27 protein-coding genes are annotated in these 26437 nt (G+C 45.0%); 4 read left to right on the forward strand and 23 right to left on the reverse strand.

Going from position 1 to position 26437, the window contains the following annotated elements:
• Nucleotides 1-38 precede the first annotated feature (38 nt).
• Both BUC05_RS10470 and BUC05_RS21620 read right to left on the reverse strand, forming a co-directional pair.
• A complete protein-coding gene (locus BUC05_RS10470) occupies nucleotides 39-833 on the reverse strand; it encodes a phosphotransferase family protein (RefSeq protein WP_011247622.1) in 795 nt (264 codons plus the stop codon).
• 196 nt (nucleotides 834-1029) lie between these two features.
• Nucleotides 1030-1203, reverse strand: coding sequence for a hypothetical protein (locus tag BUC05_RS21620; RefSeq protein WP_156323125.1), 174 nt, complete (start codon nucleotides 1201-1203; stop codon nucleotides 1030-1032).
• A gap of 92 nt (nucleotides 1204-1295) precedes the next feature.
• Between BUC05_RS21620 and purU the strand changes: the two genes are divergently transcribed.
• Nucleotides 1296-2159, forward strand: coding sequence for a formyltetrahydrofolate deformylase (purU, locus tag BUC05_RS10475; protein ID WP_011247623.1), 864 nt, complete (start codon nucleotides 1296-1298; stop codon nucleotides 2157-2159).
• A gap of 40 nt (nucleotides 2160-2199) precedes the next feature.
• On the opposite strand, the gene BUC05_RS10480 is transcribed toward purU, so the two are convergent.
• The 10 genes from BUC05_RS10480 to thpR all read right to left on the reverse strand — a co-directional run bounded on the left by BUC05_RS10480 (nucleotide 2200) and on the right by thpR (nucleotide 12398).
• Complete coding sequence (locus BUC05_RS10480) at nucleotides 2200-2928, reverse strand: SDR family NAD(P)-dependent oxidoreductase (RefSeq protein WP_011247624.1); 729 nt, start codon at nucleotides 2926-2928, stop codon at nucleotides 2200-2202.
• Nucleotides 2929-2984: 56 nt separating this feature from the next.
• A complete protein-coding gene (locus BUC05_RS10485) occupies nucleotides 2985-3299 on the reverse strand; it encodes a hypothetical protein (RefSeq protein ID WP_011247625.1) in 315 nt (104 codons plus the stop codon).
• A gap of 383 nt (nucleotides 3300-3682) precedes the next feature.
• Entirely contained in the window at nucleotides 3683-4915 is a 1233-nt protein-coding gene (locus BUC05_RS10490; protein WP_011247626.1) for a dihydrolipoamide acetyltransferase family protein, read from the reverse strand.
• A 29-nt stretch (nucleotides 4916-4944) separates the two neighbouring features.
• Entirely contained in the window at nucleotides 4945-5988 is a 1044-nt protein-coding gene (locus BUC05_RS10495; RefSeq protein ID WP_011247627.1) for an alpha-ketoacid dehydrogenase subunit beta, read from the reverse strand.
• Nucleotides 5989-6005: 17 nt separating this feature from the next.
• Nucleotides 6006-6953 (reverse strand): thiamine pyrophosphate-dependent dehydrogenase E1 component subunit alpha, encoded by a 948-nt coding sequence (locus BUC05_RS10500; RefSeq protein WP_011247628.1) that lies wholly within the window; start codon nucleotides 6951-6953, stop codon nucleotides 6006-6008.
• Nucleotides 6954-6980: 27 nt separating this feature from the next.
• The gene (lpdA, locus tag BUC05_RS10505) at nucleotides 6981-8333 is read right to left on the reverse strand and encodes a dihydrolipoyl dehydrogenase (RefSeq protein ID WP_041823927.1); all 1353 of its coding nucleotides are present in this window, start codon (nucleotides 8331-8333) and stop codon (nucleotides 6981-6983) included.
• Nucleotides 8334-8600: 267 nt separating this feature from the next.
• The gene (locus tag BUC05_RS10510) at nucleotides 8601-10544 is read right to left on the reverse strand and encodes a sigma-54-dependent Fis family transcriptional regulator (RefSeq protein WP_011247630.1); all 1944 of its coding nucleotides are present in this window, start codon (nucleotides 10542-10544) and stop codon (nucleotides 8601-8603) included.
• A 222-nt stretch (nucleotides 10545-10766) separates the two neighbouring features.
• Nucleotides 10767-11471: an LrgB family protein gene (locus tag BUC05_RS10515; protein WP_011247631.1), complete on the reverse strand. Its 705-nt coding sequence runs from the start codon at nucleotides 11469-11471 to the stop codon at nucleotides 10767-10769.
• Nucleotides 11437-11841: a CidA/LrgA family holin-like protein gene (locus tag BUC05_RS10520; protein ID WP_011247632.1), complete on the reverse strand. Its 405-nt coding sequence runs from the start codon at nucleotides 11839-11841 to the stop codon at nucleotides 11437-11439. The genes BUC05_RS10515 and BUC05_RS10520 overlap by 35 nt, the downstream gene beginning before the upstream one ends.
• A complete protein-coding gene (gene thpR, locus BUC05_RS10525; protein WP_011247633.1) occupies nucleotides 11838-12398 on the reverse strand; it encodes an RNA 2',3'-cyclic phosphodiesterase in 561 nt (186 codons plus the stop codon). Before thpR ends, BUC05_RS10520 begins: the two co-directional genes overlap by 4 nt.
• An 83-nt stretch (nucleotides 12399-12481) precedes the next feature.
• Here thpR and cysK point away from each other — a divergent pair, with 83 nt between their 5' ends.
• Nucleotides 12482-13414 carry a cysteine synthase A gene (gene cysK, locus BUC05_RS10530; protein ID WP_011247634.1) on the forward strand — a complete coding sequence of 311 codons (933 nt, stop codon included), beginning with the start codon at nucleotides 12482-12484 and terminating at the stop codon, nucleotides 13412-13414.
• Nucleotides 13415-13581: 167 nt separating this feature from the next.
• Here cysK and BUC05_RS10535 read toward each other — a convergent pair whose 3' ends face one another.
• From BUC05_RS10535 to fosB, 4 genes are all read right to left on the reverse strand, one after another.
• Nucleotides 13582-14460, reverse strand: a complete 879-nt coding sequence (locus BUC05_RS10535) for an AraC family transcriptional regulator (RefSeq protein ID WP_011247635.1) — start codon at nucleotides 14458-14460, stop codon at nucleotides 13582-13584.
• Nucleotides 14461-14613: 153 nt separating this feature from the next.
• Nucleotides 14614-14970 (reverse strand): MerR family transcriptional regulator, encoded by a 357-nt coding sequence (locus tag BUC05_RS10540; protein WP_035201960.1) that lies wholly within the window; start codon nucleotides 14968-14970, stop codon nucleotides 14614-14616.
• Between the two features lie 13 nt (nucleotides 14971-14983).
• Complete coding sequence (locus BUC05_RS10545; RefSeq protein ID WP_011247637.1) at nucleotides 14984-15808, reverse strand: SDR family oxidoreductase; 825 nt, start codon at nucleotides 15806-15808, stop codon at nucleotides 14984-14986.
• 289 nt (nucleotides 15809-16097) lie between these two features.
• On the reverse strand, nucleotides 16098-16538 hold the full coding sequence (gene fosB, locus BUC05_RS10550; RefSeq protein WP_011247638.1) for a metallothiol transferase FosB: 441 nt from the start codon (nucleotides 16536-16538) through the stop codon (nucleotides 16098-16100).
• A gap of 292 nt (nucleotides 16539-16830) precedes the next feature.
• Here fosB and BUC05_RS10555 point away from each other — a divergent pair, with 292 nt between their 5' ends.
• Nucleotides 16831-17049 carry a DeoR family transcriptional regulator gene (locus tag BUC05_RS10555; RefSeq protein WP_011247639.1) on the forward strand — a complete coding sequence of 73 codons (219 nt, stop codon included), beginning with the start codon at nucleotides 16831-16833 and terminating at the stop codon, nucleotides 17047-17049.
• Nucleotides 17050-17080: 31 nt separating this feature from the next.
• Here the strand turns inward: BUC05_RS10555 and BUC05_RS10560 are convergent, their stop codons facing one another.
• The 7 genes from BUC05_RS10560 to BUC05_RS10590 form a co-directional block, all read right to left on the reverse strand.
• Nucleotides 17081-17812: a pseudouridine synthase gene (locus tag BUC05_RS10560; RefSeq protein ID WP_011247640.1), complete on the reverse strand. Its 732-nt coding sequence runs from the start codon at nucleotides 17810-17812 to the stop codon at nucleotides 17081-17083.
• Between the two features lie 45 nt (nucleotides 17813-17857).
• Complete coding sequence (gene rodA, locus BUC05_RS10565) at nucleotides 17858-19018, reverse strand: rod shape-determining protein RodA (protein ID WP_011247641.1); 1161 nt, start codon at nucleotides 19016-19018, stop codon at nucleotides 17858-17860.
• 13 nt (nucleotides 19019-19031) lie between these two features.
• Complete coding sequence (ftsW, locus tag BUC05_RS10570) at nucleotides 19032-20174, reverse strand: putative lipid II flippase FtsW (protein ID WP_011247642.1); 1143 nt, start codon at nucleotides 20172-20174, stop codon at nucleotides 19032-19034.
• Nucleotides 20175-20510: 336 nt separating this feature from the next.
• Nucleotides 20511-22112, reverse strand: a complete 1602-nt coding sequence (locus BUC05_RS10575) for a putative polysaccharide biosynthesis protein (RefSeq protein WP_035201967.1) — start codon at nucleotides 22110-22112, stop codon at nucleotides 20511-20513.
• 195 nt (nucleotides 22113-22307) lie between these two features.
• A complete protein-coding gene (locus tag BUC05_RS10580) occupies nucleotides 22308-23165 on the reverse strand; it encodes an SMP-30/gluconolactonase/LRE family protein (protein ID WP_035201970.1) in 858 nt (285 codons plus the stop codon).
• Entirely contained in the window at nucleotides 23162-23569 is a 408-nt protein-coding gene (locus BUC05_RS10585; RefSeq protein ID WP_035201973.1) for a secondary thiamine-phosphate synthase enzyme YjbQ, read from the reverse strand. Before BUC05_RS10585 ends, BUC05_RS10580 begins: the two co-directional genes overlap by 4 nt.
• A 255-nt stretch (nucleotides 23570-23824) precedes the next feature.
• Nucleotides 23825-25006 carry a M20 metallopeptidase family protein gene (locus tag BUC05_RS10590; RefSeq protein WP_035201976.1) on the reverse strand — a complete coding sequence of 394 codons (1182 nt, stop codon included), beginning with the start codon at nucleotides 25004-25006 and terminating at the stop codon, nucleotides 23825-23827.
• 135 nt (nucleotides 25007-25141) lie between these two features.
• Between BUC05_RS10590 and BUC05_RS10595 the strand changes: the two genes are divergently transcribed.
• On the forward strand, nucleotides 25142-26410 hold the full coding sequence (locus BUC05_RS10595; protein WP_073304677.1) for a BaiN/RdsA family NAD(P)/FAD-dependent oxidoreductase: 1269 nt from the start codon (nucleotides 25142-25144) through the stop codon (nucleotides 26408-26410).
• The last annotated feature ends 27 nt before the right edge of the window (nucleotides 26411-26437 follow it).

Below are 26437 nucleotides of genomic sequence, written 5' to 3' on the forward strand. Positions count from 1 at the left end.
GATAGCTCATCTATGAAGATGAGCTACCAGACTTTCGATCAGTCTGAGTGATCATTTTTGGAAGCGACATACATCAGCGCTTTTTTGAGTTCCTCGACTTGGCTGAATTGGCCCCTGCTATGGTTCCATAAAATTTCTGAGATCGTATGGGCGACCACATACCAATGCATTCTCATTTTAAGGGAATGATCCAATTCAGCACCATATTGAGCCAGCCAAGTAGCCCAATGCTCCTCTGGAATGTACGTGTACAGCATCAAACCGAGATCAAGTGCGGGGTCGGCCACAGATGCACCGTCCCAATCAATTAGATAAAGGTTGTCCTGTTCGTCTCGCATCCAATTGTTATGATTAATATCGCCGTGGCAAACAGCATACTCGGCATCGCCAAGTTGATCTTTTGTTCGCTCTAAGTAGTCCATACAAGCGAGGACGAGCTCGTCCTCAATTCTGTATAGTTGGATTTGGACATACATGTTTTCAACCATATGCCGTGGATCTAACGGCTCATTGCCCATCCGCTTAAACAAATCAAGCAATTCATTCGAACGATGAATATTCGAAAGCATGGCTGCGGTACTGGCATTCATCATTTCCTTTGCCTTCAGTTCCCGCCCTTGAATCCACCGCTGTGCAGTAATCACGTCGCCGCTTTCCAACCTTTTGGTCCAGAGGAGTTTTGGCACAATCCCCTCGGCAGAAAGAACCGCAAGAAAAGGTGATGAATTTCGTTTTATGAATAATTGGTAGTCACCGTGTTTGGCTACATAGGCTTCGCCTGTTGCGCCACCAGCGGGCATGACATCCCATCCTTCTCCTAAAAACAATTCCACCCGGTTCACCCTCAATTTCCTTTTCTTTTCTTCCGCTTCCTTGCTGCATACTCGTTTTTTAGTATAACGCATGTTGTACTGGGAAAGCATTCATTAAAAGAAGCAGAGCGCAATGGACAGGCTCTGCCGTTACAATTTTGACAAATGCACTCGTTGACAGCGGCTGGCTTAATAGACACGTTGACCAATAGATGAATCAATGGTACCAAAGATGGAGATAAATCGTCAATGACATTCTTTTAAGCGGCAAAACCAGGCCAGTTCCTTGGAGTACTACGTTTTCAAGCAAATGACATGCCTCCTCTTTATCCAGCAAATGACGCAAGCGCTCCTTGAAGCGATTGACAAATTCTTTGCGATTCTGATTCAATAAATAAGTCAGCCTTTCCTTCTACTTTGCGCTTTTAAAAAACAAAGTAGACAGGAGGGGATGTGTAAGCTCAAAATTGGAGGAACAACAAAATGGCTATTGAACAACAACGAGCGCGTTTGCTCGTTTCCTGCCAAGACCGTCCAGGCGTGGTCGCCAACATATCATCTTTTCTATACAACCATGAGGCGAATATTGTCCAATCTGACCAATATTCGACTGACCCTGAGGGCGGCATGTTTTTCATGAGAATTGAATTTGCATGGCAGGAAGAAAAAACAGCGTTTTCCGAAATTAAACAAGCTTTTTCTGTCCTTGCAGACGCTGAACATTACCAATGGCGGATGGAGCAAGCTTCGCGAAAAAAGCGGATGGCGATTTTCGTCTCAAAAGAAAATCATTGCTTGTCAGAGCTGTTATGGAAGTGGCGAGCTGGCGAACTTTATGCGGAAATCCCACTTGTCATTAGCAATCATCCTGACAATAAAGAAGAAGTGGAAGCTTACGGCATTCCCTTTTTCCATATACCGTCTACAAAGGCTAATCGCCGAGAAGCAGAGGACAAAGCAATTGAACTTCTCCATGAACACAATATTGAACTTATCGTTCTTGCCCGTTACATGCAAATTTTATCGCCAACATTTGTTAGCACGTTCCCTCAACAAATCATTAACATCCATCATTCGTTTTTGCCTGCCTTTATCGGCGCCAACCCTTATGCAAAAGCATTTGAACGAGGCGTAAAACTGATTGGCGCTACCGCCCATTACGTTACAGACGATTTGGATGAGGGTCCGATTATTGAACAAGATGTGTTACGAGTGAACCACCGCCATACAACCGCCGACTTGCGAATCGCTGGCCGTCAAATCGAGCGGATTGCATTGGCCCGAGCTGTAAACTGGCATTTAAATGACCAATTGATTGTTTATAACAATAAAACAATTGTCTTTTAACGTTTATAAAAGCAGAGTGGCCATCATGCCAGCTCTGCTTTTACTGCTCATACATCATTTTTCTCGTCATACCACCATCAATAACAATCGTTTCGCCATTTATAAACCGATTGCGCTCATCCGCTAAAAACAGGCATGCGTTCGCAATGTCTTCAGGCGTTCCCACTCTTTTTGAAGGATGCTGCTCATGGTCGATCTCCCTTAAGGCGTCATTCGTTGTATGAATCCATCCAGGAGCAATGGCATTAACGGCAATGTTTTTTTCTGCAAGAGATAATGCCAATGCATGGGTCAACGCCTCAACCCCTCCTTTAGAGGCTGCATAAGCTTCAGAATTCGGCTCTGACATGCGCGCCCGTGTCGAGGAAATATTAATAATGCTAGCAGGCTTCCCTGTAGGTTGCATATGTAAAGCTGCTTCTTTTGAGGCAAGAAAAACGCTGCGCAAGTTCGTATTCAAGACATTGTCCCATTCTTCCACACTTAGTTCGAATAATGGCGTAAATGTTGAGACTCCTGCATTGTTGATTAATATGTCCACAGGTCCAGACTGGGAGGCAATGGTGGCAAAAGCAGCCTTGATATCGCGCTCTTCTTTGACATCCGTTTGAATGAACACAATGTTCTCCGCTTTTTCACTCCATTTTTGAAAAAGTGCCTCTTCCTTATCAAGGATAAAAACGAGCGCCCCTTTTTGCGCAAATGCAAGAGCAATCGCTTTCCCTATGCCGCTAGCTCCACCAGTAACGACAACTCGCTTTTCTTCCATTCGCCTGCCTCCTTTCAACTTTGACAAAAAGCACGTACATTTTTTGTACATGCCTGTTAGGATTGGTCTAATATAATCAACTCATGGTTAATGGCCGCGAATTCCTCTTCAGACATCTGCGCTTCTAATACAATAATTTGCGCACCTTGAATCGGCTCTGGCAGCGAATCCGCTCCGTGCTGGCGCACGCACAGCTTTATGCTTTCGTTTAAATTCTGTTTTGCTTCGGCAACCGTATCACCAAAGCCAATGCACTCTTCGCGGTTTAACAATTCAATCATAAACTCATGCCCACCAAGCCAATTAAATACTTTACGGACCCTTAAATGGAATTGGCTTACATCTGGCGTTTGAAAGCTGTCCTGAACCATCCAATACCTCCTTCATTTTTGAACAGCTCTAGGCAAAAGAAAGCAACCTTTTCAGTTAACTGGAAAGATTGCCCAAACGTTCTAAAAAACAACGGCTTTTTCATTATAACGGGTTCATCATCGAACTTCAATGTCTATATTGAACCTGTCATCATGGACGCTGTGAGAGTGCAATGCTTAAGGGTCGTGATAATTGGCGCTTATAATGAGATACAAAACGGATTAGGGGCATTTCCAAGCACGGACAGTGCTCATTATGAAGCAATAAAAAAGCACCTCTATTGTCAGTTGCATAGCGAACAATAAAGGTGCTGAGAAGACAGGTTTTTTTGTCAACTTTCATAGGAGCATAGGGCGTTTTCTACCCTAGCTCCTTTTCATTCTTAAAGGATAAGCAAATGTGGATTTTCGACATATTTAACAACCGCATCTAAAAATTGTGCCGCTAACACACCGTCAACAATTTGATGATCAAACGTCAAGCTGAATGGCATTTTTTGAACAGGCTCCACTTGTCCGTCTTCTGAAAGAGCGAGTTCCTGTTGCAAAGAGCCAACGCCTAAAATGCCCGTTTCTGCTGGGTTTAAAATCGGCGTAAAGTATTCGATGCTGCTCGCGCCTAGATTCGTGATTGTAAAAGTCGAGCCAGACAACTCATCTGGATTGCTTTGGCCGCTTCTGGCATTTGCAGCGATTTTCTCAATCTTCGTTGCGAGTTGGCCGATCGATAAATGGTCGGCATTTCGAATAACAGGGACGACAAGTCCATCGTCCAGCGACGTTGCAATTCCTAAATGGACATTTTCAAATTCTTTAAGCTGTCCATTCTCATAGCGGCTGTTCATGGCACCAACTTGCTGGAGAGCCAGTATCGTCGCCCGGGCAATAAGAACCGTCACGCTCAATTTCAACTGTAGCTGGTGAGACTCTGATTCTGTCTTCAATAAACGACGAAAGGCAAGCAGTGCATTTGCATGGGCCTTACGATGCAATGTAAGCTGGGCAGTATTGTGCAAGCTGGCGCGCATATTACGGGCGATCGTTTTGCGGATCGGAGACAGGCCTTCCCCTATGTCGTCTGAGTGCGCCACTTGCGCGTTTTCATTTGCTGCTTGTTTGACTGCTTGGGTTGATATTTGGTTTGATGCTTCTCGCAAGATATCACGCTTTGTAATGCGCCCGTTGCCACCTGTACCTTCAACTTCTTCGATGTTTACGTTATGTTCTTTTGCAAGCTTCCGTGCCAATGGCGTAATAAAAATACGTTCTTCGCCTTTCTTTTGCCCTTGTTTGGCAGGCGTTTTGCTTGCCGTGTCTGTTTCTGACGTGGATAATTGTGGCGCAGTGGAAGGAGTTGCAGCCGTTTCTGGTATTTCTTCTCCTTCTTGGCCAATATGCGCCAACACTTCACCGACTTTCATGACGGCATCTACATCACCGTATTTAGCTAATAATATACCGTCTTCTTGTGCTTCTAGCTCTTGTGTTAATTTTTCAGAGCTAATTTCCACAATGGCCTCGCCTTTTGTAACTGGCTCACCAACCTCTTTACACCAATTGACAATCGTCCCTTCAGACATGGTCATTCCTAACTTCGGCATTACGATTGTACCCATCCGTCATTCACCTCCTCCAAAATCCATATTTATTGTTTTAAATCGGCAATAATTTCATCTGCCACGCGTAATACTTTAGCAGCATCAGGAATATACGCCTGCTCCAAATTTGTCGCAAATGGAACAGGTGTATGCGGTGCACAGACCGTTTTAATCGGTCCATCTAAGTAATCAAATGCTTTATCGGCAACAACTGATGCGATGTCAGTCGCCGTGTTGTTATGAGGGTTGGATTCATCTATCACAATTAAACGCCCAGTTTTCTTAACCGAATCCATGACCGTCTCCTCATCCCAAGGCGCAACAGTCCGTAAGTCAATCACTTCTACTGAAATGTCGTCTTTTGCAAGCATTTGAGCCGTTTCCTCTGCTACTTGCACCATTTTCCCAATCGCTACGATCGTCATGTCCTTTCCTTCGCGAATGACGTTGGCCTTGCCTATTTCAACCGTATAATAATCCTCTGGTACGTGGCCCTTCATTCCATAAAGCAACTTATCCTCAGAAAACACAACGAGATTGTCTTCTTCAACCGCAGCCAACATCAGGCCTTTGGCATCATAAGGATTAGAAGGTACAACAACTTTTACGCCAGGAATCGCTCCAAACATGCCGTATAACGTTTGCGAATGCTGGGCAGCCGCGCCTGCGCCTGCACCGTGAACGGTTCGGACAGTAAGCGGCATTCTCGCTTTTCCGCCAAACATATAACGCATTTTCGCCCCTTGGTTTAAAATCGGGTCTAACGCAAAGCCGATAAAATCATTGAACATAAGCTCCGCAATCGGACGAAGCCCTGTCGCGGCTGCTCCCACCGCTGCACCAAAATAACCGTGTTCTGCAATCGGTGTATCAATAACCCGTTCCCTGCCAAACTCTGTAACAAGGCCTTTTGATAATCCGAAAACCCCTCCAAATGCGTCATCATACCGGCCATCATCCTGTACTAAATGGTCGACTTCCGCTCCGCCAGCAACGTCGGTACCAATTAATATGACGTTGTCGTCTTTCCGCATTGCTTGCGCCATCGCCTCATTAATGGCTGTCATAAATGTAACGATCCGTTCTGTCATTTTTGTTCCTCCCCTTCTTAAGCAAAAATATCTGTATATAACGATTCCACATCAGGAAGTGGACTTTTTTGAGCAAATTCGCTCGCTTTCTTAATCGTTTCCGCTGCCTCTTTTTCAATCTCATCCGCTTGTTTGTTCGTCATCCAGCCTTTTTCAACAGCGACCTTTCGAAATTCAGGAATGGGATCACGATCACGGTTTTGATCCGCTTCAGATTTATATTTTTGCTCGTCTCCTTCAAAATGCCCGTAATGCCGATAGGTGTCGCACTCAATTAACGTTGGGCCTTCACCTGCTTTTGCTCTCCGAATCGCTTCTTTTGTCGCGCTATAAACATCCTCTACTTTCATGCCATCTACCCGGACTCCAGGCATATTGTAAGCGGCTGCCCGTTCTGCGACCGTTTCAGAAGCACTGGCATAACGGAACGGCGTTCCCTCGCCAAATTGATTGTTCTCACAAACAAAGATGACCGGCAATTTTAAAATCGACGCTAAGTTAAGTCCTTCGTGAAATAAACCTTCGTTAGATGCTCCATCTCCAAAAAAACAAACAGCAACATGATTCTGCCGAAGTGTTTTAATCGTTAGAGCCGCACCCGCTGCAAGTCCAAAACCACCGCCGACAATGCCATTGGCGCCAAGCATTCCTTTTTCAACATCCGCCACGTGCATAGAGCCGCCCTTGCCGCCGCCAAGTCCATCTTTTTTTCCCATAATCTCGGCCATCATCCGGTTAATATCACAGCCTTTCGCAATTGCATGGCCGTGGCCGCGGTGCGTACTTGTGATATAATCCTCTTCATCCAATAGAACCGAAACACCTGTCGCCACAGCTTCTTCACCGGCGTACAAATGAACAAAACCTGGAATGATTCCTTCCCCAAACTTCCGGTGTACTTCTTCCTCAAACAAACGGATTTCATTCATTTTTTGGTAAATCCATAAGGCTTCTTTTTTCTTCATTTTTACTCCTCCTTCTAATGAAGTTTCTTACTGGTGAATGGCTCGTTTACTAAACGCCAGTGCACTTTCGCCAATGACTTCAGCAATGGTTGGGTGTGCATGAATCAGTTGCTGTAATTCTGAAATCGTCCCCTCTGATACTCGGGTGGCCAGCAACTCTCCTATTAGCTCAGTTGCATGTTTCCCAACAATCACTGCACCGAGCAGTTCACCGTATTTTTTCTCTGTAATCAGCTTTACAAAGCCAGATGTGTCCCCTTCTGCGAGCGCTTTCCCATTCGCGGCATTTGCTGAAAATGAGACTTTGACGTCGTAACCTCGTTCTTTCGCTTCTTTTTCACTCAAACCGAAGGAAGCGATTTCAGGATCGGTATAAACACAGCGGGGGATGCCAAGTTCGTCAATTGGCTGCTGCTTTATCCCTGCCATATGTTCGACGGCCGCAATGCCTTCCGCACTCGCTGCATGAGCCAATTCATATTTGCCAATCACATCACCAATCGCATAAATGCCCTTTTTACTCGTTTCATAATATGGATTTACTTCGATGAAACGATTGTTTGCGTCTTTTTGTAAATGCAGGGCATCCGCTAATTCCGTATTAGGACGCCTTCCCGCCGCCACTAGCAACCGTTCAAATGGGAAAGCAGCATTTGCCGTTCGGACAAGCCCTTGTCCCACATTTTCAATGACGACATTTGTCTCGATTTCCACGCCTCGCTGCTGCAACTGCTTTTTCACAACCGCCCGTGCCTGTTCATCTTCTGTTTGCAAAATATCCGACGCCACTTCTAAAATCGTCACTTTTGTGCCAAACGGAGAGACGGCGAATGCGAGCTCAACTGCAATCACACCCCCTCCAATGATGACGAGCGATTTTGGCAGCGATGTTTGCTGAAAAAACGTATCCGTCGTCATATAATCAATCGTTTCTAGTTGCGCAATCGGCGGAATAAACGGTTTTCCCCCTGTTGCCAGTAATAGATTTTCACTTTGAATGAGGTGACCATCGCAAACGAGCTGTTGCGATCCATCTATCGTTGCCTCTCCTTGGAAAAACGTAATGCGATTTTTCTTTAGCAATTGGGCAATGCCTGCCGATAATGATTGAATAATGGCGTTTTGTCGCCGAAACAGTTTAGAATCATCTACTTGGACTACAGATGTTTCAATCCCCCATTCTTGTGCTTGTCGAATGTCCTCAAGGCGTCCCCCGTGCTGCAGCATAATCTTGGAAGGAATACATCCGCTATGCAAACAAGTTCCTCCAGGTTTGCCCCGGTCAATGAGTGCTACAGTCATGCCTAGCTGAGCGGCTCGAATGGCCGCTACATAACCTCCGGGACCCGCACCGACAACGGTTAAATCAAATGATTTCAATCCCTTCTCCCTCCTCTTAGTTGATATTCAATCGATTGACAAGCCACACTCCTTTCCGCCCTAAAAGCAAGCGCTTACTTTTTCATCAATTAATCTTGCAATTTCCATGCCAACTATTTTGCTTATGTGGAGCCCGTGTTTACCGCATCTTCGCGGTTGCTGTCGAATATTGATATGTATCATCTGAAACAGGTTGTGTATCCATTGTCTCAGGAAACAAAAAAGCGTAGACAAAGTGTTTAACTGTCACTTTGTCTACGCTTATACTTAGTGGCGTTCAAGGCGATATTTTTTTAGTCTTCTGTAGATGGTAGCGCGGGACATATTTAAAGAAGCTGCTGCCTTTGTTACATTGCCTTCCTGCTGTTCAAGGGCACGCAACAGTTTTTGTTTTTCATATTCATCACTTTGTGTTTGTGAATAGAAGCTGTCCGGTAAATGATGGGGATGGATAACATCGCCGTCCATCACAAACATCGCTTGCTGAAGTACATTTTTCAATTCTCTTATGTTTCCCGGCCAATGATAACGTTCGAGGATGGTTAACGTTTCTCTCGTTAAGCTAATCATCTGTTTTCCAAATTCTTGACAAAGAGCAGGCAAGAAAGATTGAATGAGCACAGGTATATCTTCACTCCGCTCCCTTAATGGTGGAAGTTCCATTTGCAGGACACATAAACGATAATACAAATCTTCACGAAAGGTACCTTTTTGCACCGCTTCCTTTAAATCTTTATTCGTAGCAGATATGACTCGTACATCAACAGGTATCGGGACGCTGCCACCAATCCTCGTCACGACCCGTTCTTCTAAAATACGCAGCAAATGGACTTGTAAATCTAACGGCATATCGCCAATTTCATCTAAAAAGATGGTGCCGCCATTTGCTTGTTCAAATTTTCCTGCACTCCCCTTTGCTTTACTGCCAGTAAAAGCACCTGCTTCATAACCAGAAAGCTCACTTTCAAGCAAGCTCGGTGGGACCGCTCCGCAATTAATTGCTACAAATGGTTTTCCGCCACGGTTACTCGCCTGGTGGATCGCTTGCGCCAACACTTCCTTTCCTGTCCCCGTTTCGCCCGATATCAATATAGTAGATTGCAAGCTCGCAGCTTTTTCCGCTTGCTTTAATAGCGCCTGAAAGGTTGGGGACACACCGACCATATTGGAAAAACTGTAACGCGTTGTCGCTTTTCTAGGGGACGGCTTCTTTTTGTTCACTACTCTCTGATCTTGCTGAAGAAAAATGACAACGCCATAAATATGGTCTTGAAAACGGACAGGGTAAATGGAAACTTGATAGCGTTTATTTGTTGATCCGTCTTGAATTTGTTCATTTACGATTTGCTGGCCATTTGTCCGAACGTTAGCCACTAATGCTTTTAATTCAGGAAAGCTGGCTATGGACGTCTCGTTTTGAAACCGTTCGCTTCGATTCGCTCCCTCATTTCGAGTGAGAATTTGATCGCTTAAATCTACGGACAACACGATGTGATCCATCTTTTCCAGTGCTGTGTGTAAAAATAGGTGATGCCGTAAAGCATATTCAAAAAAATGGCGTTCAAGCGAAAGAGCCATATTTTTCGCTTCAGCCAGTGCATAACCAATTGAATGACGATGAACATCACTTGCATTACCTGCGAGATTCACAATGCCTAGTAATTCTTTCGTAAAAGGAGCTAAAACAGGAAACGCAACACAGTACCAATCGTGTACATTTTCACAAAAATGCTCAGAAAACAAGACTTGAGACGATTGCTTCGTTCTCAGAACCATCCCCACTGCATTTGTGCCTGCAGACTTCTCGGTCCAAGTGCCCCCTGCAAAAATATAGCGCTTCTCTGCTCTTTTTAAAACGTTTTTTTCCCCTACAGATTTCAGAATCGTCCCATCTTTATCAGCAATAGATAGGACCGTCTTCGAATCATCAAATAAATCGAGGAGCTGCTGAATGCGAGGGGATGCGTAAGACAACAACTGCTTATTATGTTTTAATCGAATCGCAAGCGTCTGATCGTTTATGATTTCGTTTATTTGGCTTTGAAACGGATTAACCCCTAAATCTTTAGATGTTTCCCATGAATGAGCAATCTCACTTCTCAATTCACTTTGCAAGATCTCCTCATTCCTTAAATAGCGACTCCAAGCAGCTTTAACAGAACCGTTATACCAATCGGAATTCAAAATTGCTCTGCTCATTTGTTGATTCACTGTTGTAGCCTCCTTTAATGGAAAAAATCATGTCCAGAACGTCAACTGGAGATACGGTTATCTAAAACGATCATACTAAATAGTCATACAAAGAAGGAAGCGTTTTCTTAAATTTTCTTTTCATCTACTCATCATCATTTGTTGGTTATCGTTATTTTTACTAGGCTCCCCTTTCAATATAAAAGAATCATCATCGAATATCTGCTAGTATACAAAGGTTAGTTACCACCCGATTGTCAATAAAACGGTACCTCCAACCGGGACGGCAATCGAAACGATAATCGCACAAACGATCATTGAAATGGAAGAAATGGCCCCTTCTGCTTCAGAATGCTCAAGCGCTTTTGCCGTTCCTATTGCATGGGCGCCAGCTCCAAAAGCTACACCTTTGCCAATAAAGTGTGAAATATGAGTCCATTTAAACAACGTGCCTGAAACAATCGCGCCTGTTAGCCCTGCGATTGTCACTAAAATTGCTGCTAGTGTTATATTTCCATTTAAAAGCGCCATTATATCCATCGCCACTGGGGCAGTGACGGACTTCGTCAACAACGGCTGAAGAAACGCCATTTTTAATCCAACTAATGCGCCAAGCATAAAGCCACTCGCGACGCCAAACAGCGCACCAGTTGTAATGCTAATGATCAGAGGGCGAAAATATTTCTTTATGAGCGGCAACTGCCTGTACAAAGGAATGGCTAAGGCAACTACAGCCGGTCCAAGGAAGGACGATATCCAGCTCACTGCCTCCTGATAATGTTGATACGTAATGCCGCTTAGCAATAAAAATAAAACCGATATAGCTGTTGTCACAAGCAAAGGCAAAAACAATAGCGTTTTTTTCCGTTTATAGAGAGCAACTGCAGCCAAAAAGACGATAAGCGTAGCCCCGCTAGCGGCCAAGGTGGTGGTCAGATTGTTCAGCACGGGCTGATTCCCCCTTTTCCTCTTTCGTTGCTAATAATTGACCAACATAACCAGTTACAACCATGACTGCACAAGTACTTACGATTGTCACACCAACCAACAACAAGCCTTGCATTGAAAACAAAGCAGGCTCAGCGACAACCCCGACAGTCGTCGGCACAAAGAAAAGCGGTAAAAATGCAAGCAAAGCCAACGCACCGTCTTCTAGCCACTTGCTTTTCACTACGCCAGTCACAAGGAGCACAAACAAGAGCATCATGCCTACTAGGCTTCCTGATAGTGGTAGATGGAGAACAGCAGCAAGCCAACCGCCAATGTGATTAAAGATGAATAGCCCAATAATTTGCAAAACAAAACGCAGCCACTTCACTGCTCTTCCCTACCTAAAAACGGAAACGAACAGACTTCTTCATATTTCGGAGTTTGTCCAGTAACGGTTTTGTACAAACACAAGCGCTCCACTTTTTCTGAGTAATGAAAACGAGATGGCGGCTGTACATAGGGCTTTCTATGAACCCATTTACGGGCGATCGTAACATGGGGAGAAAATGGACGGCTGTCGACTGGGTAACCAAGTTGCGCCAATAACGACACAACTTGGGCGTGTTGTTGCACTAGCGTATCTTCTATTGGGTCAGGTTTCATGTAAAAAATTCTCGGACTGTCTTCCTTGCCGAATGTCCCGTATTCGCCAAACTGCAACACAAACGGCGTGAACGTTGCAGTCAATCGGGCAAGCTCTTTTTCCGTTTCTGCCCACTTTTTTGCTTGTAAGGAACCAAAAAAATGATAGGTTAAATGATAATCAGCCGGATGGACCCACTTTTTAAATCGCTCTTCGTGGACAAAACGGCGAGTATGTGAACAAATGGCCGATTGAATATCGTCAGAAAGGGGCAAAGCTAAAAAATAGTGTAGTTCGTTCATGTTGTCCTCCTAAGCGTTCAATAAGCTGGCTTGCCTTATTTATGTTAAACTAAATAAATGGAACTTTAAAGAGGTGATTACTGATGCGAGTAGTAGACAATATCGCTGACTTAATTGGACAGACGCCTTTGGTCCGTTTAAACAAGCTGCCTGATAGTGAAGGCGCATCTGTCTATTTAAAATTAGAAATGAATAACCCGAGCGGCAGCGTGAAAGACCGTGCTGCCTTTTCCATGATTATTCAAGCAGAAAAGGATGGCCATTTGCAACCTGGTTCCACCATTATTGAGCCAACGAGTGGAAATACTGGGATTGGCTTGGCTATGAACGCTGCGGCCCGCGGCTATCGCGCTATTCTCGTCATGCCTGATACAATGAGCCAAGAACGGATTAATTTACTAAAGGCGTATGGCGCTGAAGTCGTGCTAACGGAAGGCGATAAAAAAATGCCTGGGGCCATCGAAAAAGCCAAGGAGCTTGCCGAAAGCATTCCTGGCTCTTTCATGCCAATGCAGTTTGAAAATGAAGCAAACCCTGATGCCCACCGCCGTACCACTGCCATAGAAATTAAACAAGACTTAGATGCAATTGGCGCCACACTTTCAGGGTTTGTCGCAGCCTCTGGTACGGGCGGCACGATCACCGGCACAGGAGAAGTGCTTAAAACCTATTACCCTGATGCCCTTATTCATGTGGTGGAGCCAGCTGGATCACCTGTTTTGTCAGGTGGCAAGCCTGGCCCGCATAAGCTTGTCGGTACAAGCCCTGGATTTGTACCGCCTATACTAAATACAGCTATCTATGACCAGATTAGGCGGATCGAAGATGAAGATGCATACAAGACAGCAAAAGACTTGGCACGGCTTGAAGGCATTCTTGTCGGCCCTTCTTCTGGAGCGGCTTGCTTTGCGGCACTGGAAATGGCCAAGACGCTTGACAAAGGCGATCACGTCGTTGCCATCGCCTGTGATACAGGCGAGCGCTATTTATCGACCGACCTGTATCAATCCGAATAGGTTCTTATCAACTAGAGTGTTCCCACTTTCCGGAGTTTAATCAGTTACGTACACTTCACTCATGTTGTTGCACCTGCTTAGGATAACTAAAAAGACTGCCCATAAGGTCATGTAATGGACCTTATGGGACAGCCCCTCTTCGTGAATCGCGTTTTTCACAGATTAGCTCAGACTTGTTTTTGAATGACAGGTATCCAAATTTCACTTCGAAACGTTGGCGAGGTTAACTCTTTGCTTTCATTCCATAGCATCTCTGGCCCTCTTGCCAACTCATAGCTGGAAGAAGGAAACCATTCCGAATAAATACGGCCCCAGACGTTCTGCAACGTATCTGGAAAAGGGCCGACCGCTTCGAATACAGCCCACGTACTTTTTGAAACCTCCAACTTCGTTAAGTGCTTAGGACACTCCTTGCTGGTTGCCACACCGATATAGTGATCAAGCAATCCCTTCTCCTCCATCCGCTCCTCCGAAAAATTCACCGAGGCTTGAACCAGTCCTTGCGGTTCGATATTCGAAAGGGCTTTGAGCTGCGCGATATCTTTTGATGTTAAACGGCTCCACATCGACTCGATTTCCGAATTGACGCCGTGAAATTGGATAGGTACCCTTTTCGTGATACCGACGATTCGGAATGCTTCCTTCTCTACGATACGATAATGCATGACGCTTCCTCCCTGAACGGTTAATTGGAAAGTCATACGTGGATAAGCCTTTAATAAATGACCATTGGACTTTGCCAGTGAGGGTGACATCCCATGCAATGCTTGAAAGGCTCTAGAAAAGGCGTCCGCTGAGCTGTAGCCATACTTGATCGCCACATCCATCACTCTTGAATCGCTAGTCTGAAGCTCGAATGCAGCTAGTGTCAGACGTCTACGGCGAATGTATTCAGATAACGGAATCCCAGCAAGAAATGAAAACATTCTCGAAAAATGGTAATCTGAACAACAAGCTTGCCTAGCGGCCTCCTTCAAATTCAGATCCTCAGTAAGATGATCTTCAATGTATTGCAAAGCCCTGTTCAAATTCGCTAGCCAATCCACATGAACAACCTCCCTTCAGGTAAGAATAGCAGGATTCTGAAGCGCCCTTCCGACTTCTATTGCACCGTTTTGTAGGGTTGTCCGAAAAACTTGCTGTTATATATGGTCTTTTTCTGCCGAATCCTAAAAAAAGCAAACTCTATAAGAGGTCCTTTAAAGCTTCTCCCTGTAAATTTCAAGCTTTTGCTCAATCATGGACATATTTTTCATTAGCTGCTTGACCTGATTCGCGACACGCTCCTTCTGCCGGTTCAAAAGCTTAACACGTTCCGGAATGGTTTTGTCTCCTTGAAGGGTTAATTGGGAAAATCCCTTCATTTCTTCAATGGTCATCCCCGTATCCCGCAAACAGCATGCGAACCTCAGCCATTCCATGGCTTCCTCATCAAAGACTCGTGCACCGAATTCATCTCGTTTAATAGGAGGGAGAATCCCCTCTTTTTCATAATAACGCAAAGTATGAATGGACAATCCCGTTTCTTCTGCTACCTGGCCGATTGAATACTTTATAAGAACCTCCTCCTTAGCCGAGAACTTGGTTTTTCATGTACGCCTTGAATTCCTCGTCACTCAATTGTGCCCGCTTCTTCAATATGATTTCAGCATCTTTGCCTGCAGGATATCTTAATTGATCGCTTTCGTCCATCGCAGCTTTATAAATCGTTTCGGCAACCGCTTCCGGTGTGGCCTGAAGATGGGCATTATGTTGAACGAATTTTTCAAATTGGTTATTAAACAAATCAGTAAAACGATTATAGTCTGACAATGCCTCATGATTCAAACGTACAGCTGCACTGTACCATGGAGTATTCACAATACCTGGCTCGATCAATTTAACACGGATATTCTGGGAAGCCAGCTCATAGGACAACGATTCGGAGAATCCCTCCACGGCAAATTTAGTTGCATGATATAAAGAGGTCAGAGGGAACGTGATTCTTCCGCCTTGAGAAGAAATATTTATAATCACTCCATTCCGGTTTGCCCTGAAATGCGGCAGCACCGCTTGTGTTACGCGCATAAGCCCGAAAACATTAACGTCAAACTGGTTATGAATCTGTTGTTCGGAAGCAGCCTCAAATACCCCCACAGCTCCATAGCCGGCATTGTTCATTAGTACATTCATTTGCCCAAAACGCTCTATGGCTTCATTTACCGCTCGATCGATTGTTTCAGGCTGTTGAACGTCCATACGGGTGATAAAAACATTGTTATAATTGATGAGCTCTGTTTCTTTTTCCGGGGAGCGCATCGTTGCTGCGACGTTCCACCCCCGCTCCGCAAAATACTTGGCCGTTGCTTTTCCGAGCCCTGTTGATGTCCCTGTAATCAAGATTGTTTTCATCATGTAATCCTCCCTTTCCCCTTGGATGTTTTTAGTATAGTGCCTAGAGTTTACTCTATAGCAAGGCATAAAATGTGAGAGGATAACAACCAGAATGGGAAAGCTTTTCTCGGGCTCTATCACGCTTGCAATGAATGGTTATACGTAGCTTGTTACCCCAAACGGTAAGGAGGGGACAGACATGTGTGATTTGTAGTAAGACAAAGCGGGCGGTTCATATATTGAATGGCTTCGCAAAGCTGAAACCAGTTATTTTTAGAGACATGTAAGTAACGTATGCAGTGAGAGCTCCCTACTTCTTATTTTGCTCGTCTATGTTTACGAGCATGTCAGGCGCAGTTTTTTCGTAGTGTGCCAACCGTTCGGCAAGTGTGCCCGTATGGACTTCCAACAAATGGCCATCAGGATCGCGGAAATAAATGGATTTCCCTTCAGTTTCCACTTGCCGTTTCCTTCCAGGGAGAATATCGGCTCCGGCTTCCAGCAAACGAGTATAAAAAGCGTCTAACTGCGACTCCTCAATCGAGAAAGCAATATGAGTATACGACTGCCTGATCTCCTTTCTATCAATGTCTGGTTGCAAATTAAGCGCAAGCCAAGTGCCGCCAATGGTAAAATAGGCTGTTTTTTCTCCTAAGACAAGAGGCGCTTCCATGAAGACATGTTTATAAAAAGAAACCGCTTTATCCATATTGCTTACTGAAAACGTCATATGGTTAATTCCGTTTACCATAAAATTTCCCCTTTTCACTTTGTAAATGTTCGGGTTTTACACTTTTTTCATTGTCTTTACAGTGTAAATGCCCAAGAATTTACATGATTTCTTCTTTGCGCTTTCGCTTGTTTTCGTGTACACTAGAAGTATCCCAAATTGCACCTCCATTTGCAAACGGGAAGATGCACGAAAACATAGGACCATCGCCTCACCTGACGCCCCTATGCGACGAATCTCGGTTCTGCCAGATGCGCTTATGCATAGGATAGCTATAAGGTATAGGAGACGAAGACGAAGAAGGAGTGGTTTTTTGCAAACTTCAACTGATCGTATGCTGACTCGAATTAAGTCCATCTACTTGTACATCAAACAGAAGGGAACTGTCACGACGAATGAATTAGTTGAAGAGTTCGGCATCACACAGCGCACTGTGCAGCGAGATTTAAATGTATTGGAGTACAATAATTTAGTCACAAGTTCTGCCAGGGGTAAATGGAAAGCAACTAGTAAAAAAACAAAAGTGTCCTAATATGAGGGAAAAAGCCTTTGAAACCATGGTTTCAAAGGCTTTTCTTTTTTATATACGGGGTTTTCGCCAGCTGTATTTCTGCTGGCGTTAGCTCACGATAACCACCTTTTGGCAAACTTGAGTCAAGCAACAAACTGCCAATCCGTATTCGCTCCAGTTTGATGACTTTTTTGCCAACTGCTGCAAACATGCGTTTCACTTGGTGGAATTTTCCTTCTGTCAGTTCTAACGATATCGCAGACAAAGGGCCAGATTCTTCAATTTCTAGTTGGGCTGGCTTTGTGCAGTAGCCGTCATCAAGAACGACACCGTTTTTGAATGCTTCCACGTCTGCTTGTGTCACTTTACCTTCAACTAAAGCACGGTACTCTTTAGCAATATGTTTTTTCGGAGCCATAAGCTCATGGGAAAAGGCACCGTCTGTTGTTAACAACAACAATCCGGTTGTATCTTTATCTAACCTTCCGACTGGAAACGGCTTCATATGTCCCCATTCATTTTTCATTAAATCAAGAACCGTTTTCTGCCTCGCATCTTCTGTCGCTGTCACAACGCCCGCTGGTTTGTTGAGCATTAAATAAAGTTCAGCTTTGTAACGGACAGGGGTGCCTGCATAGCAAACAGATTGTCGCTCTGGTTGCACGTGGAGCTTCCCGTCTTTCACAACAGCACCGTCGACTTCAACCACTCCTTGTTTGAGTGCTTTTTTCACTTCGTTCCTCGTGCCATACCCGGCATTGGCTAGCATTTTATCAAGCCTCATCGAAAAGGCCCCCTCACTTTAAGAAAAAGCTGAAACAACGTGGTTTCAGCTAAATGTGTCTTCACTTGTAAACATGTAATTTTTCGTACGATAATGGACATTTAGAACGATGCCAATCGCCATCATATTCGTTAGCAATGCGCTTCCGCCATAGCTAATGAATGGCAAAGCAAGTCCCGTAATCGGCATAAGGCCAATCGTCATGGCAATGTTTTGAAACACTTGAAAAACGAGCAGGCCAACAACGCCCGCTACTAAGTAAGAGCCATAGAGGTTGTTGCACGTCAGCGATATCATAATCATGCGGTAAAACAACAAAAAGTAAATAACGAGCAAAACCATTGCCCCTAAAAAGCCGAATTCCTCGCCAATTACCGTAAACACAAAGTCCGTATGAATCTCAGGGATCACATCGCTTTGCGTCTGCATGCCTTCCAGAAAACCAGCGCCAAACAATTGGCCTGAACCAATCCCGAGGATCGCCTGGTTTAATTGATAGCCAATCCCACTCGTGTCACTGTCTGGATCGAGCCAGCCATAAATCCGGTCAAGCTGGTGAGGCTCAATCAAATATTCGCTAAAAAACTCAAAATGAGCTTCATGCATGTACACGAGAAAGGCAATACCTAAAACCGCAATCCCAACAAGTGACAACAAAATCCGCCACCGTATGCCTGACATTAACAACATCGTTGCAATTACGGACCCAATTACAAGCGCTGTACCGAGGTCAGGTTGTTTTAGAATAAGGAAAAACGGCGGTAAGCTGACAAGCAATATTTTTCCAAGCACGACCATGTCTTCTTTGAAAGTCCGCTTTTGCTTATCCTTTGTCAGCTTGTATAATAAATGAGCGAGTGCCAATATGAGAAAAATCTTCATAAACTCGGATGGCTGAATACCAAAAACCCAGCGTTGGGCGCCATTCCGTTCTTCTCCAAAAAACTCGACGGCCAAAAGCAAAACCATCCCTATTGCATAAACAGGAATGGAGAAGTTTCGAAATAAGTCAAAGTCAACCAACATCACGGCGACAATAACGACCGCACCAATACCGTACCATATTAATTGTCTAACGACGAAATAAGTGGGGTCATCGGAAAAATACTGCCCCGCCCCGCTGTAAATTGCTACTAAGCTGACGCACATAAGCAAAAACAGCAGAAACAACAGCGTATAATCAATCCCCGTATGTTTTCGTTCCATTGATAGCCTCCATCTATGCTGATAGCGATTCGTCTGAAGCTTGTTTGCGTGCTTGTCTCATGTTGGTTTGATGGATGTTCGCCAAAATCGCGATCGCCACAAGAGTAATGAGCAGCGATGTCCCCCCGTATGATACAAGAGGCAATGTGATGCCTGTAATCGGAAGCATGCCGGAAACAGCTCCGACATTAAAGATGATTTGAATCGCAAGCTGAAACACAATCCCAAAGGCGAGCAAACTGCCAAACGGATTTTTGCATTTGGCGCCAATCGAAATCCCACGAAACAAGATGATCGCATAACAACCAAATATAAACACAAGGCCAAGAAGCCCCAACTCTTCAGAAATGACCGCTAAAATAAAATCGGTATGTCCTTCTGGAAGCATCCGCATTTTTTGCAGGCTTTGCCCTAGCCCAAGGCCAGCAACGCCTCCATTTGAAATAGCCAGATAGCCGTTAATAAGCTGAAAGCCGCTATCATCCGGGCTTGCAAACGGATTGACAAACGACGTAAGGCGCTCAAGACGATACGGTTCAAAAATCGCCAGTGCAGCAAATACCGTAGCGCCCACTAACCCAAGGCCAATTAAATGCTTCCATCTTGCCCCTGATACGAACACCATAAGAATGGCTGTCATCAATATCGACGTGCCTGTCCCAAGGTCAGGTTGGCGCATAATGAGGGCAAACGCAACGCCGACAATAATAAGCGGCGGCAAAATCCCCCTGACAAAGTCATTAATATAGGCTTGTTTTTGCGAATACACTTGGGCAAGATAAATCGCCATTCCGATTTTCACAAACTCCGAAGGCTGCAAATTCATCGGTCCAATGCGAATCCACCGTGTCGCACCGACTTCGCTGCCTCCGCCGATTACTAATACAAGCACAAGCAAACAGAGCGCTAGAACCACAATGGCAGGCGTTAATTTTTTATAATGTCGGTATTGAAAATGCATCACAAACAAAAACACTGCGATGGCAAGGACAAGCCAAACCGCTTGCCTCGTTACATAGTAATATGGATTCGGCGTTTCCAAAAAATAACCTTCCACATAACTAGCGCTGTATACCATTAATAAGCCAAACAATGTCAGTGCAACCGTTGCTCCAATCAATACCCAATCATTGTCTTTGCGAAAGGAATAGTTCACTTTAGTCCTCCTATGGGCCTTTTAAACGTGGCAGCGGCCCGCGCAAAAGCTTACGCTGAAGGCATGAGTCAAACCGCCCATTAAATCGGAATAAACTTGCTTCATTATATCAAAGCTTGTCCCCATGAAAAAGAGGGTTTTCTTATAAACAAATGTCGAAAATCATCTAGTTTATGGGAAAGTTGCGGAACAAGTCATTCTCCTTGCAGATAAACTAGTTTTGCCGCCGCTTTGGTCAGCCAAGACTAAATTGAAACAGGTCCATTTAATCTGTAAAAAAGCAGTCGTCTTTTCCTTGGCAACTGCTTTTTTATGATTGTGCACAAACGAGCTATGTTACAATTTAAACCGCTCTCCAAGCACTTTTCCAGCCAAATGGGAACGGATGGCCAAATAGAAGTAAACAATTAAACCAACGCCGATGCTAACAAGTAAGACAATAAACGTTGTCACACGGGACAACTCTGGAAATAAAGCTGCAAGCCCATTGGCAAATACCCATACTGCAACTCCCATAATGGCGGCAAATATAACGATCAGCACCGTTCTTCGATAAATAAACGTATAGTCAAACTTGGCAAATCGGCCGATGAAATAAACATTTAAGGCAATACCTATCCCGAAACCAATATAGGTTGTCCAAATCGCGCCATATGGCCCGAACCATTTTAAGAATACATAAGTAAGCCCTAGTTTTAATAGGAGCCCGACGACAAGGGATAAAACGGCATTCCTTTGCCGATCCATTCCTTGCAAAATCGAACCAGTTACGGCATAAATAGAAAAAAACACGGTTGCCGGCGCGTAAAAACCTAGCGTTTCCGCTCCTAGCTCCAAGTTCGTACTGCCAAATAGGGCAAAATAAGTTGGCTTTGCTAGAACAGACATACCAATTGCCGCCGGGATACCGATAAATAAAATCACTTGGTACGTTTGTGTAATATAGCTTTGCAAGAGCTTATTGTCTTGATTAACGTATGCTTTTGTAATCGTCGGCACCAACGTAATCGATAAGGCCGTTGCTAGCGCCATTGGGATAAGGACAATTTTATGGGCCACTCCTGTTAAAGCGCCGACAAACGCTTTCGCTTCGCTGGCATACGCGGTCCCAGAAAGCGCCCCCTCAATCGAATACAAATCGACAGCCTGGAAAAAAGGAATCGCCAAGCCGACAAAAGAAAGAGGCAGTGCATACGAAATCAGTTCCTTATACATGCTCGGAAGCGTTTGTCTTTCTTTGGCAGGGTGGCTTTGTACACGTGCCAAAATCGTAGGGCGCTGTTTGAAATAAAAATAAAGCAACGTAGCCATTCCGCCAATTCCGCCGACAAAAGCGCCAAACGTCGCAAAACCGACTGCACGTGGCAAATCGCCGCTGCCGATAGACATGACAGCAAACGAAGCTGCTAATATAAAGACAACGCGGACAATCTGCTCAACGACTTGCGAAACCGATGTCGGCACCATTTGTTGAAACCCTTGCAAATAGCCGCGGACAATCGCCATTATTGGAATAATAAGCAGCGCAAAACTAACCATGCGAATCACATAGACAACGTTGTCAAACGTATACTGATCTGTTTCACTCGGTTGATAACTAAGCGACGCAAGGGCAGGAGCGCCTAAAAACATGACTAAAAATGCAAGAAGGCCTGTAACGGCCATAAACCAGATCCCTGACTTGAACAGGCGGTGCGCTGTTTCATAATCGCCTAGGGCGTGGTATTTTGAAACATACTTAGACATGGCAACAGGCACGCCAAGCGTAGATAATGTAAGTAAAATCGAATACGGTGTATAGCCATTTTGGTAGAGGGCATTCCCTTGCAAACCAACAAGTGCCGTAAAAGGAATAACATAAACAAAACCAATCAATTTTGACGTTAGCGTCGCCACGGTCAATACTTTCGTTCCTTGCATGAGCTTTGAAGCAGCCATGACTTCCCCCGTTTCTAAATCCTTCACATTTCATTCATTCGTACGTTTTTTCGACACGCCTCAAGACGAGGCGACCTCTTTCGCATTTTAGCATAGATTAACAAGAATTGCTTCTCTTTATAAAAACGATCGAAAAAGTTCATATCAAGTGCATACAAAAACCAGCCACCCCAAGGGCGGCTGGTTTCTATTACGCTATTTCCGTGAGAGGTAGGCGTGTGCCGGCAAGCCTGCGCTTTCTACTCTGGCAGCAAATAGACTGCCTCCTTCATGCTCACCTTGCTTGTTCGCTGTCGTCACATACAATGTCCTGTAGTCTTCGCCACCAAATGCACAAGAAGTTACATTCGTTGCTGGCACAACGACTTCCTCAAGTACATTCCCGTTATCAGGGTCTACACAAATTACCTTACTAGCTCCATACAAAGCAATCCACAAATGCCCGTTTTCATCAATTGCCATACCGTCTGGACTCCCATTATAAGAGCGATATGGAATGTCAATTATACGTGGTTCAGACATTTCCCCTGTCTGTTCATCGAAACGGTAAGCAGTCGTGGACGCGCTCGCAGTTTCATTATGGTAGAGTAGTCCTTTCTCTTCGTCCCACGCAAGTCCGTTTGAAATGGCGAGTCCAGAAATCGCTTTGCTTATCTGGCCGTTATGGTCAAGGCAATAAAGGGCGCCAATCGGCGAATGGCAGTCAAAGGCCATCGTTCCTGCCCATAACCTTCCAGCAGGATCGCATTTTGCGTCATTAAAACGGAGCTGCTTTCCCCCTTGCGGCAAGAGGAAATAAGGTGTCAGCCGTTCTTCCTCATATAAGTATAGGCCATCCCCCATCGCAAGGACAAAACCGCCACCAGCCTTTTTGACAACCGCTGACACATGTTGAGCAAACGAAAACTGTTGATCGTCATTTGTTTTAGGGTTAAAGCGATGGAGCTTATAACCATCAATATCTACCCAGTAGAGAACTTGCTCTCCTTCATCCCATAAAGGGCCTTCCCCAAGAGCCGCCTTGCCCTTCCATACTGCTTCTGCCTGAATCATAATCCGCCCCCTATAACTTGGACAACAAACGACCGGTTTGCACGGGGGCCATCGAACTCACAAAAATAAATGCCTTGCCATGTGCCAAGCACAAGACGGCCATCGTCAATTATAACCGTTTGTGACGGCCCTACAGTCGATGTTTTCAAGTGAGCGGCCGTATTGCCTTCCATGTGGCGGTCCTGTGGGTGTTCCCACGGGAACACTTCATCAAGGCGGCGCAAAAAATCAACGACGACATCTGGATCAGCATTTTCATTGACAGTAATGCCAGCCGTTGTATGCAACGATTGGACAATAGCTATGCCTGAATGGACACCGCTTGCTTTGACAGCCGCTTCAACTTGGGCAGTAATGTCAATCATGTCACTATGTTTGCTAGTATCAATTGTATAACGTTTCATTTTACCCACCTCTCCTTTTCTCAGCTCATTCCCTTCTAGTTTGCTACTTAATCAGGAGAACTTCGATTGAAACAGAATTTTATACATCCGCTTACCCTTTAACGAGCAGCCGATCAGCGATTTGCAAACCATTTCCCAAAGGAGCACTAAAGCAAGCGAACCATAACGGTTGCGCTTGCTTAGACTGTAGCCAACAGGCTCATTCCGCTTCTTTCCTCAGCTAACGATTGTTTTCAAGAGGCTGAGTAATCTGCTTTAGTGACTACGCAAATACTGATTCGCAATGGCCAAAAACATTTCGCCAATATGGAAAAGCGCCCGTTCATCAAAATCAAAACGAGGATGGTGATGAGGAAATTGCGTGCGTTCTTCCTCCGTTCGGCCACCAACGTGGAAAAAGCACCCAGGCTTTTCTTCTAAGTAATAGGCAAAATCCTCGCCTCCAAGTGCAGCTGGCAACATTAATACATTTTCTTCCCCAAAAACCCCTTTTGCCAAGTCGCGAATGACTTCTGTTTCTTTTTCGGCATTTACAAGCGGCGGATAGCCATTTAAATAATCAATCGTGCAAGTGACATGCCCGCCATGCTCCTTCCCAGAAACAATCGCCCGAATTTCCTCTTCTATGAAAGCTCGCGTTTCTTCTTGAAAGGTGCGGACTGTTCCTTCAATTCGCGCCGTATCTGCAATTACGTTGAACGCTGTGCCTGCTTGGAAGACGCCAACTGTGACAACGGCCGTATCCATAGGGTTGATGCGGCGGCTAACAATGGTTTGCAAATCATTGACAAGCTGGCTACCAATCACAATTGAGTCAATTGTCGAATGAGGATGAGCGCCGTGCCCGCCTTTCCCTTGAATATGCACAGTAAATGCATCAACTGCAGCCATAACTGCTCCGGGGCTTGCATTTATTTGCCCAAGTGGAATTTGCGAGGATACATGGGCGCCAAATACAGCGTCCACCCCTTCTAAACAGCCGTCAGCAATCATTTCACGGGCGCCGCCAGGAGGTTTTTCCTCAGCGTGCTGGAACAAAAACACGATTGTCCCACGAAGCTCATCTACTTGGTCAAACAACGTTGCCGCAACACCTAACAAAGCAGCTGTGTGGCCATCATGCCCACAAGCGTGCATAACGCCCGGCTTCGTCGATGCATAAGAAACATCATTTTCTTCATGAATCGGCAATGCGTCAAAATCAGCACGAAAAGCGATTGTCGGTCCTGGCTTTTTGCCGTGGAGCTTTGCTACCACCCCGCGACCGCCTACATGTTCGCGTATATCTGTAAATCCAATTTCCTTTAATTTTTGTACGATAAAAGCAGGCGTTTCTACTTCCTCAAACGACAACTCTGGGTTTGCATGAAGATGCCTGCGCCATTCGATGACTTGTGCTTGTAACGTTTCTAATTTCTTCGTTGCGATTCCTTCCATTGCTTCCACTCCAATCTCCAAATCGGTCCATCTTTTATTTCGCTTTAAAAACCGTTACCTCCTGCTTGTTTTGTCCTTTTGTTTTCTATTTTTTTGTGTACAATGGTAAGAGTGAAAAAAGTGAGGATGAAATGAATGGACAACTACGATGTAATCATAGTCGGCGGCGGACCCTCTGGCCTGATGGCTTCTGTCGCCGCTGCGCAACAAGGGGCACACGTCCTCTTGCTCGATAAAGGCAACAAACTCGGCCGCAAACTTGCGATTTCAGGCGGGGGACGCTGCAATGTCACCAACCGGATGGAAAGGAAACAGTTGATTGAAAACATTCCAGGGAATGGCCGCTTTATGCATAGCCCATTCGCTGTATTTGACAATAAATCGATTATCGCTTTTTTTGAAGGCTTAGGAATTCGCTTAAAAGAAGAAGACAGAGGACGGATGTTTCCTGTTAACGATAAAGCACAAACTGTGGTCGACACATTGCTTGCGCAAATCCGTAAACTCGATGTCACCATCCGTACAAATGCCCGGGTCGCTGACATTATTGTAGAAGACGGGCAGGTAGTTGGAGTGGCACTAGAAGACGGGCAGCGCCTTGGCACAAAAGCGTTAATTATCGCTACTGGCGGCAAATCGGTGCCCCACACAGGTTCTACTGGCGACGGATACCCGTGGGCCAAAAAAGCAGGCCACACAATTACGGAGCTTTACCCGACAGAAGTGCCCATTACCCTTGCCGATCCCTTTATCGGCGATCAGTCTCTTCAAGGCCTGTCATTACGCGGAATTGAACTAGCGGTACTAAGACCAAATGGCAAAAAAATTATTCGCCATGAAGGCGACATGATTTTTACCCATTTCGGCATATCCGGTCCCGCGGCATTACGCTGTAGCCAGTTTGTTGTCAAGGCACTGAAAAAGTTCAAAACGCCTACGATTCCAATGACGATTAAGTTGTTCCCCGAACAATCGGCAGAGAGCCTTTTCCAAGCGCTCGTCAAACGGGCAAAGGCAGAGCCAAAAAAAACGTTAAAAACAGCATTAAAAGGGATGGCCCCTGAGCGATTGCTTTTGTACTTATATCAGTCATTAGAGATCGATTCCAGTGAAATGTGCGCCAATACCCCACATGATGCCTTTCGAAAATTAGCATCAGCATTAGACGCATTGCCATTGCATGCCAATGGCACATTGTCGATTGAAAAAGCATTTGTCACAGGTGGCGGCGTATCGATTAAAGAAATTGAGCCAAAAACGATGCACTCCAAAAAAACAACAGGCTTGTATTTTTGTGGGGAAGTGCTCGACATCCATGGCTATACAGGCGGTTTTAACATTACATGCGCTTTCTCGACTGGTTATACAGCCGGGCAGTCAGCAGCCCTTTTTGCAAACAAATAAGTCAGCTGTAAGCTGTAGCATCAGGCT

The sequence above is a fragment of the Shouchella rhizosphaerae genome, from assembly GCF_900142675.1.
Lineage (GTDB): Bacteria > Bacillota > Bacilli > Bacillales > Bacillaceae_D > Shouchella > Shouchella rhizosphaerae.

Excerpts from the sequence above, each read along its gene's own strand:
- BUC05_RS10480 (WP_011247624.1), bottom strand. The coding sequence starts at position 2,928 with ATGGAAGAAAAGCGAGTTGTCGTTACTGGTGGAGCTAGCGGCATAGGG.
- BUC05_RS10590 (WP_035201976.1), bottom strand. The coding sequence starts at position 25,006 with ATGGAAGGAATCGCAACGAAGAAATTAGAAACGTTACAAGCACAAGTC.
- BUC05_RS10545 (WP_011247637.1), bottom strand. The coding sequence starts at position 15,808 with ATGATGAAAACAATCTTGATTACAGGGACATCAACAGGGCTCGGAAAA.
- BUC05_RS10595 (WP_073304677.1), top strand. The coding sequence starts at position 25,142 with ATGGACAACTACGATGTAATCATAGTCGGCGGCGGACCCTCTGGCCTG.
- BUC05_RS10500 (WP_011247628.1), bottom strand. The coding sequence starts at position 6,953 with ATGAAGAAAAAAGAAGCCTTATGGATTTACCAAAAAATGAATGAAATC.
- BUC05_RS10560 (WP_011247640.1), bottom strand. The coding sequence starts at position 17,812 with ATGAGGCTTGATAAAATGCTAGCCAATGCCGGGTATGGCACGAGGAAC.
- fosB (WP_011247638.1), bottom strand. The coding sequence starts at position 16,538 with ATGGTAAACGGAATTAACCATATGACGTTTTCAGTAAGCAATATGGAT.
- BUC05_RS10490 (WP_011247626.1), bottom strand. The coding sequence starts at position 4,915 with ATGGGTACAATCGTAATGCCGAAGTTAGGAATGACCATGTCTGAAGGG.
- BUC05_RS10495 (WP_011247627.1), bottom strand. The coding sequence starts at position 5,988 with ATGACAGAACGGATCGTTACATTTATGACAGCCATTAATGAGGCGATG.
- cysK (WP_011247634.1), top strand. The coding sequence starts at position 12,482 with ATGCGAGTAGTAGACAATATCGCTGACTTAATTGGACAGACGCCTTTG.
- BUC05_RS10575 (WP_035201967.1), bottom strand. The coding sequence starts at position 22,112 with ATGGCTGCTTCAAAGCTCATGCAAGGAACGAAAGTATTGACCGTGGCG.
- rodA (WP_011247641.1), bottom strand. The coding sequence starts at position 19,018 with ATGGAACGAAAACATACGGGGATTGATTATACGCTGTTGTTTCTGCTG.
- thpR (WP_011247633.1), bottom strand. The coding sequence starts at position 12,398 with ATGAACGAACTACACTATTTTTTAGCTTTGCCCCTTTCTGACGATATT.
- BUC05_RS10585 (WP_035201973.1), bottom strand. The coding sequence starts at position 23,569 with ATGAAACGTTATACAATTGATACTAGCAAACATAGTGACATGATTGAC.
- BUC05_RS10485 (WP_011247625.1), bottom strand. The coding sequence starts at position 3,299 with ATGGTTCAGGACAGCTTTCAAACGCCAGATGTAAGCCAATTCCATTTA.
- BUC05_RS10580 (WP_035201970.1), bottom strand. The coding sequence starts at position 23,165 with ATGATTCAGGCAGAAGCAGTATGGAAGGGCAAGGCGGCTCTTGGGGAA.
- purU (WP_011247623.1), top strand. The coding sequence starts at position 1,296 with ATGGCTATTGAACAACAACGAGCGCGTTTGCTCGTTTCCTGCCAAGAC.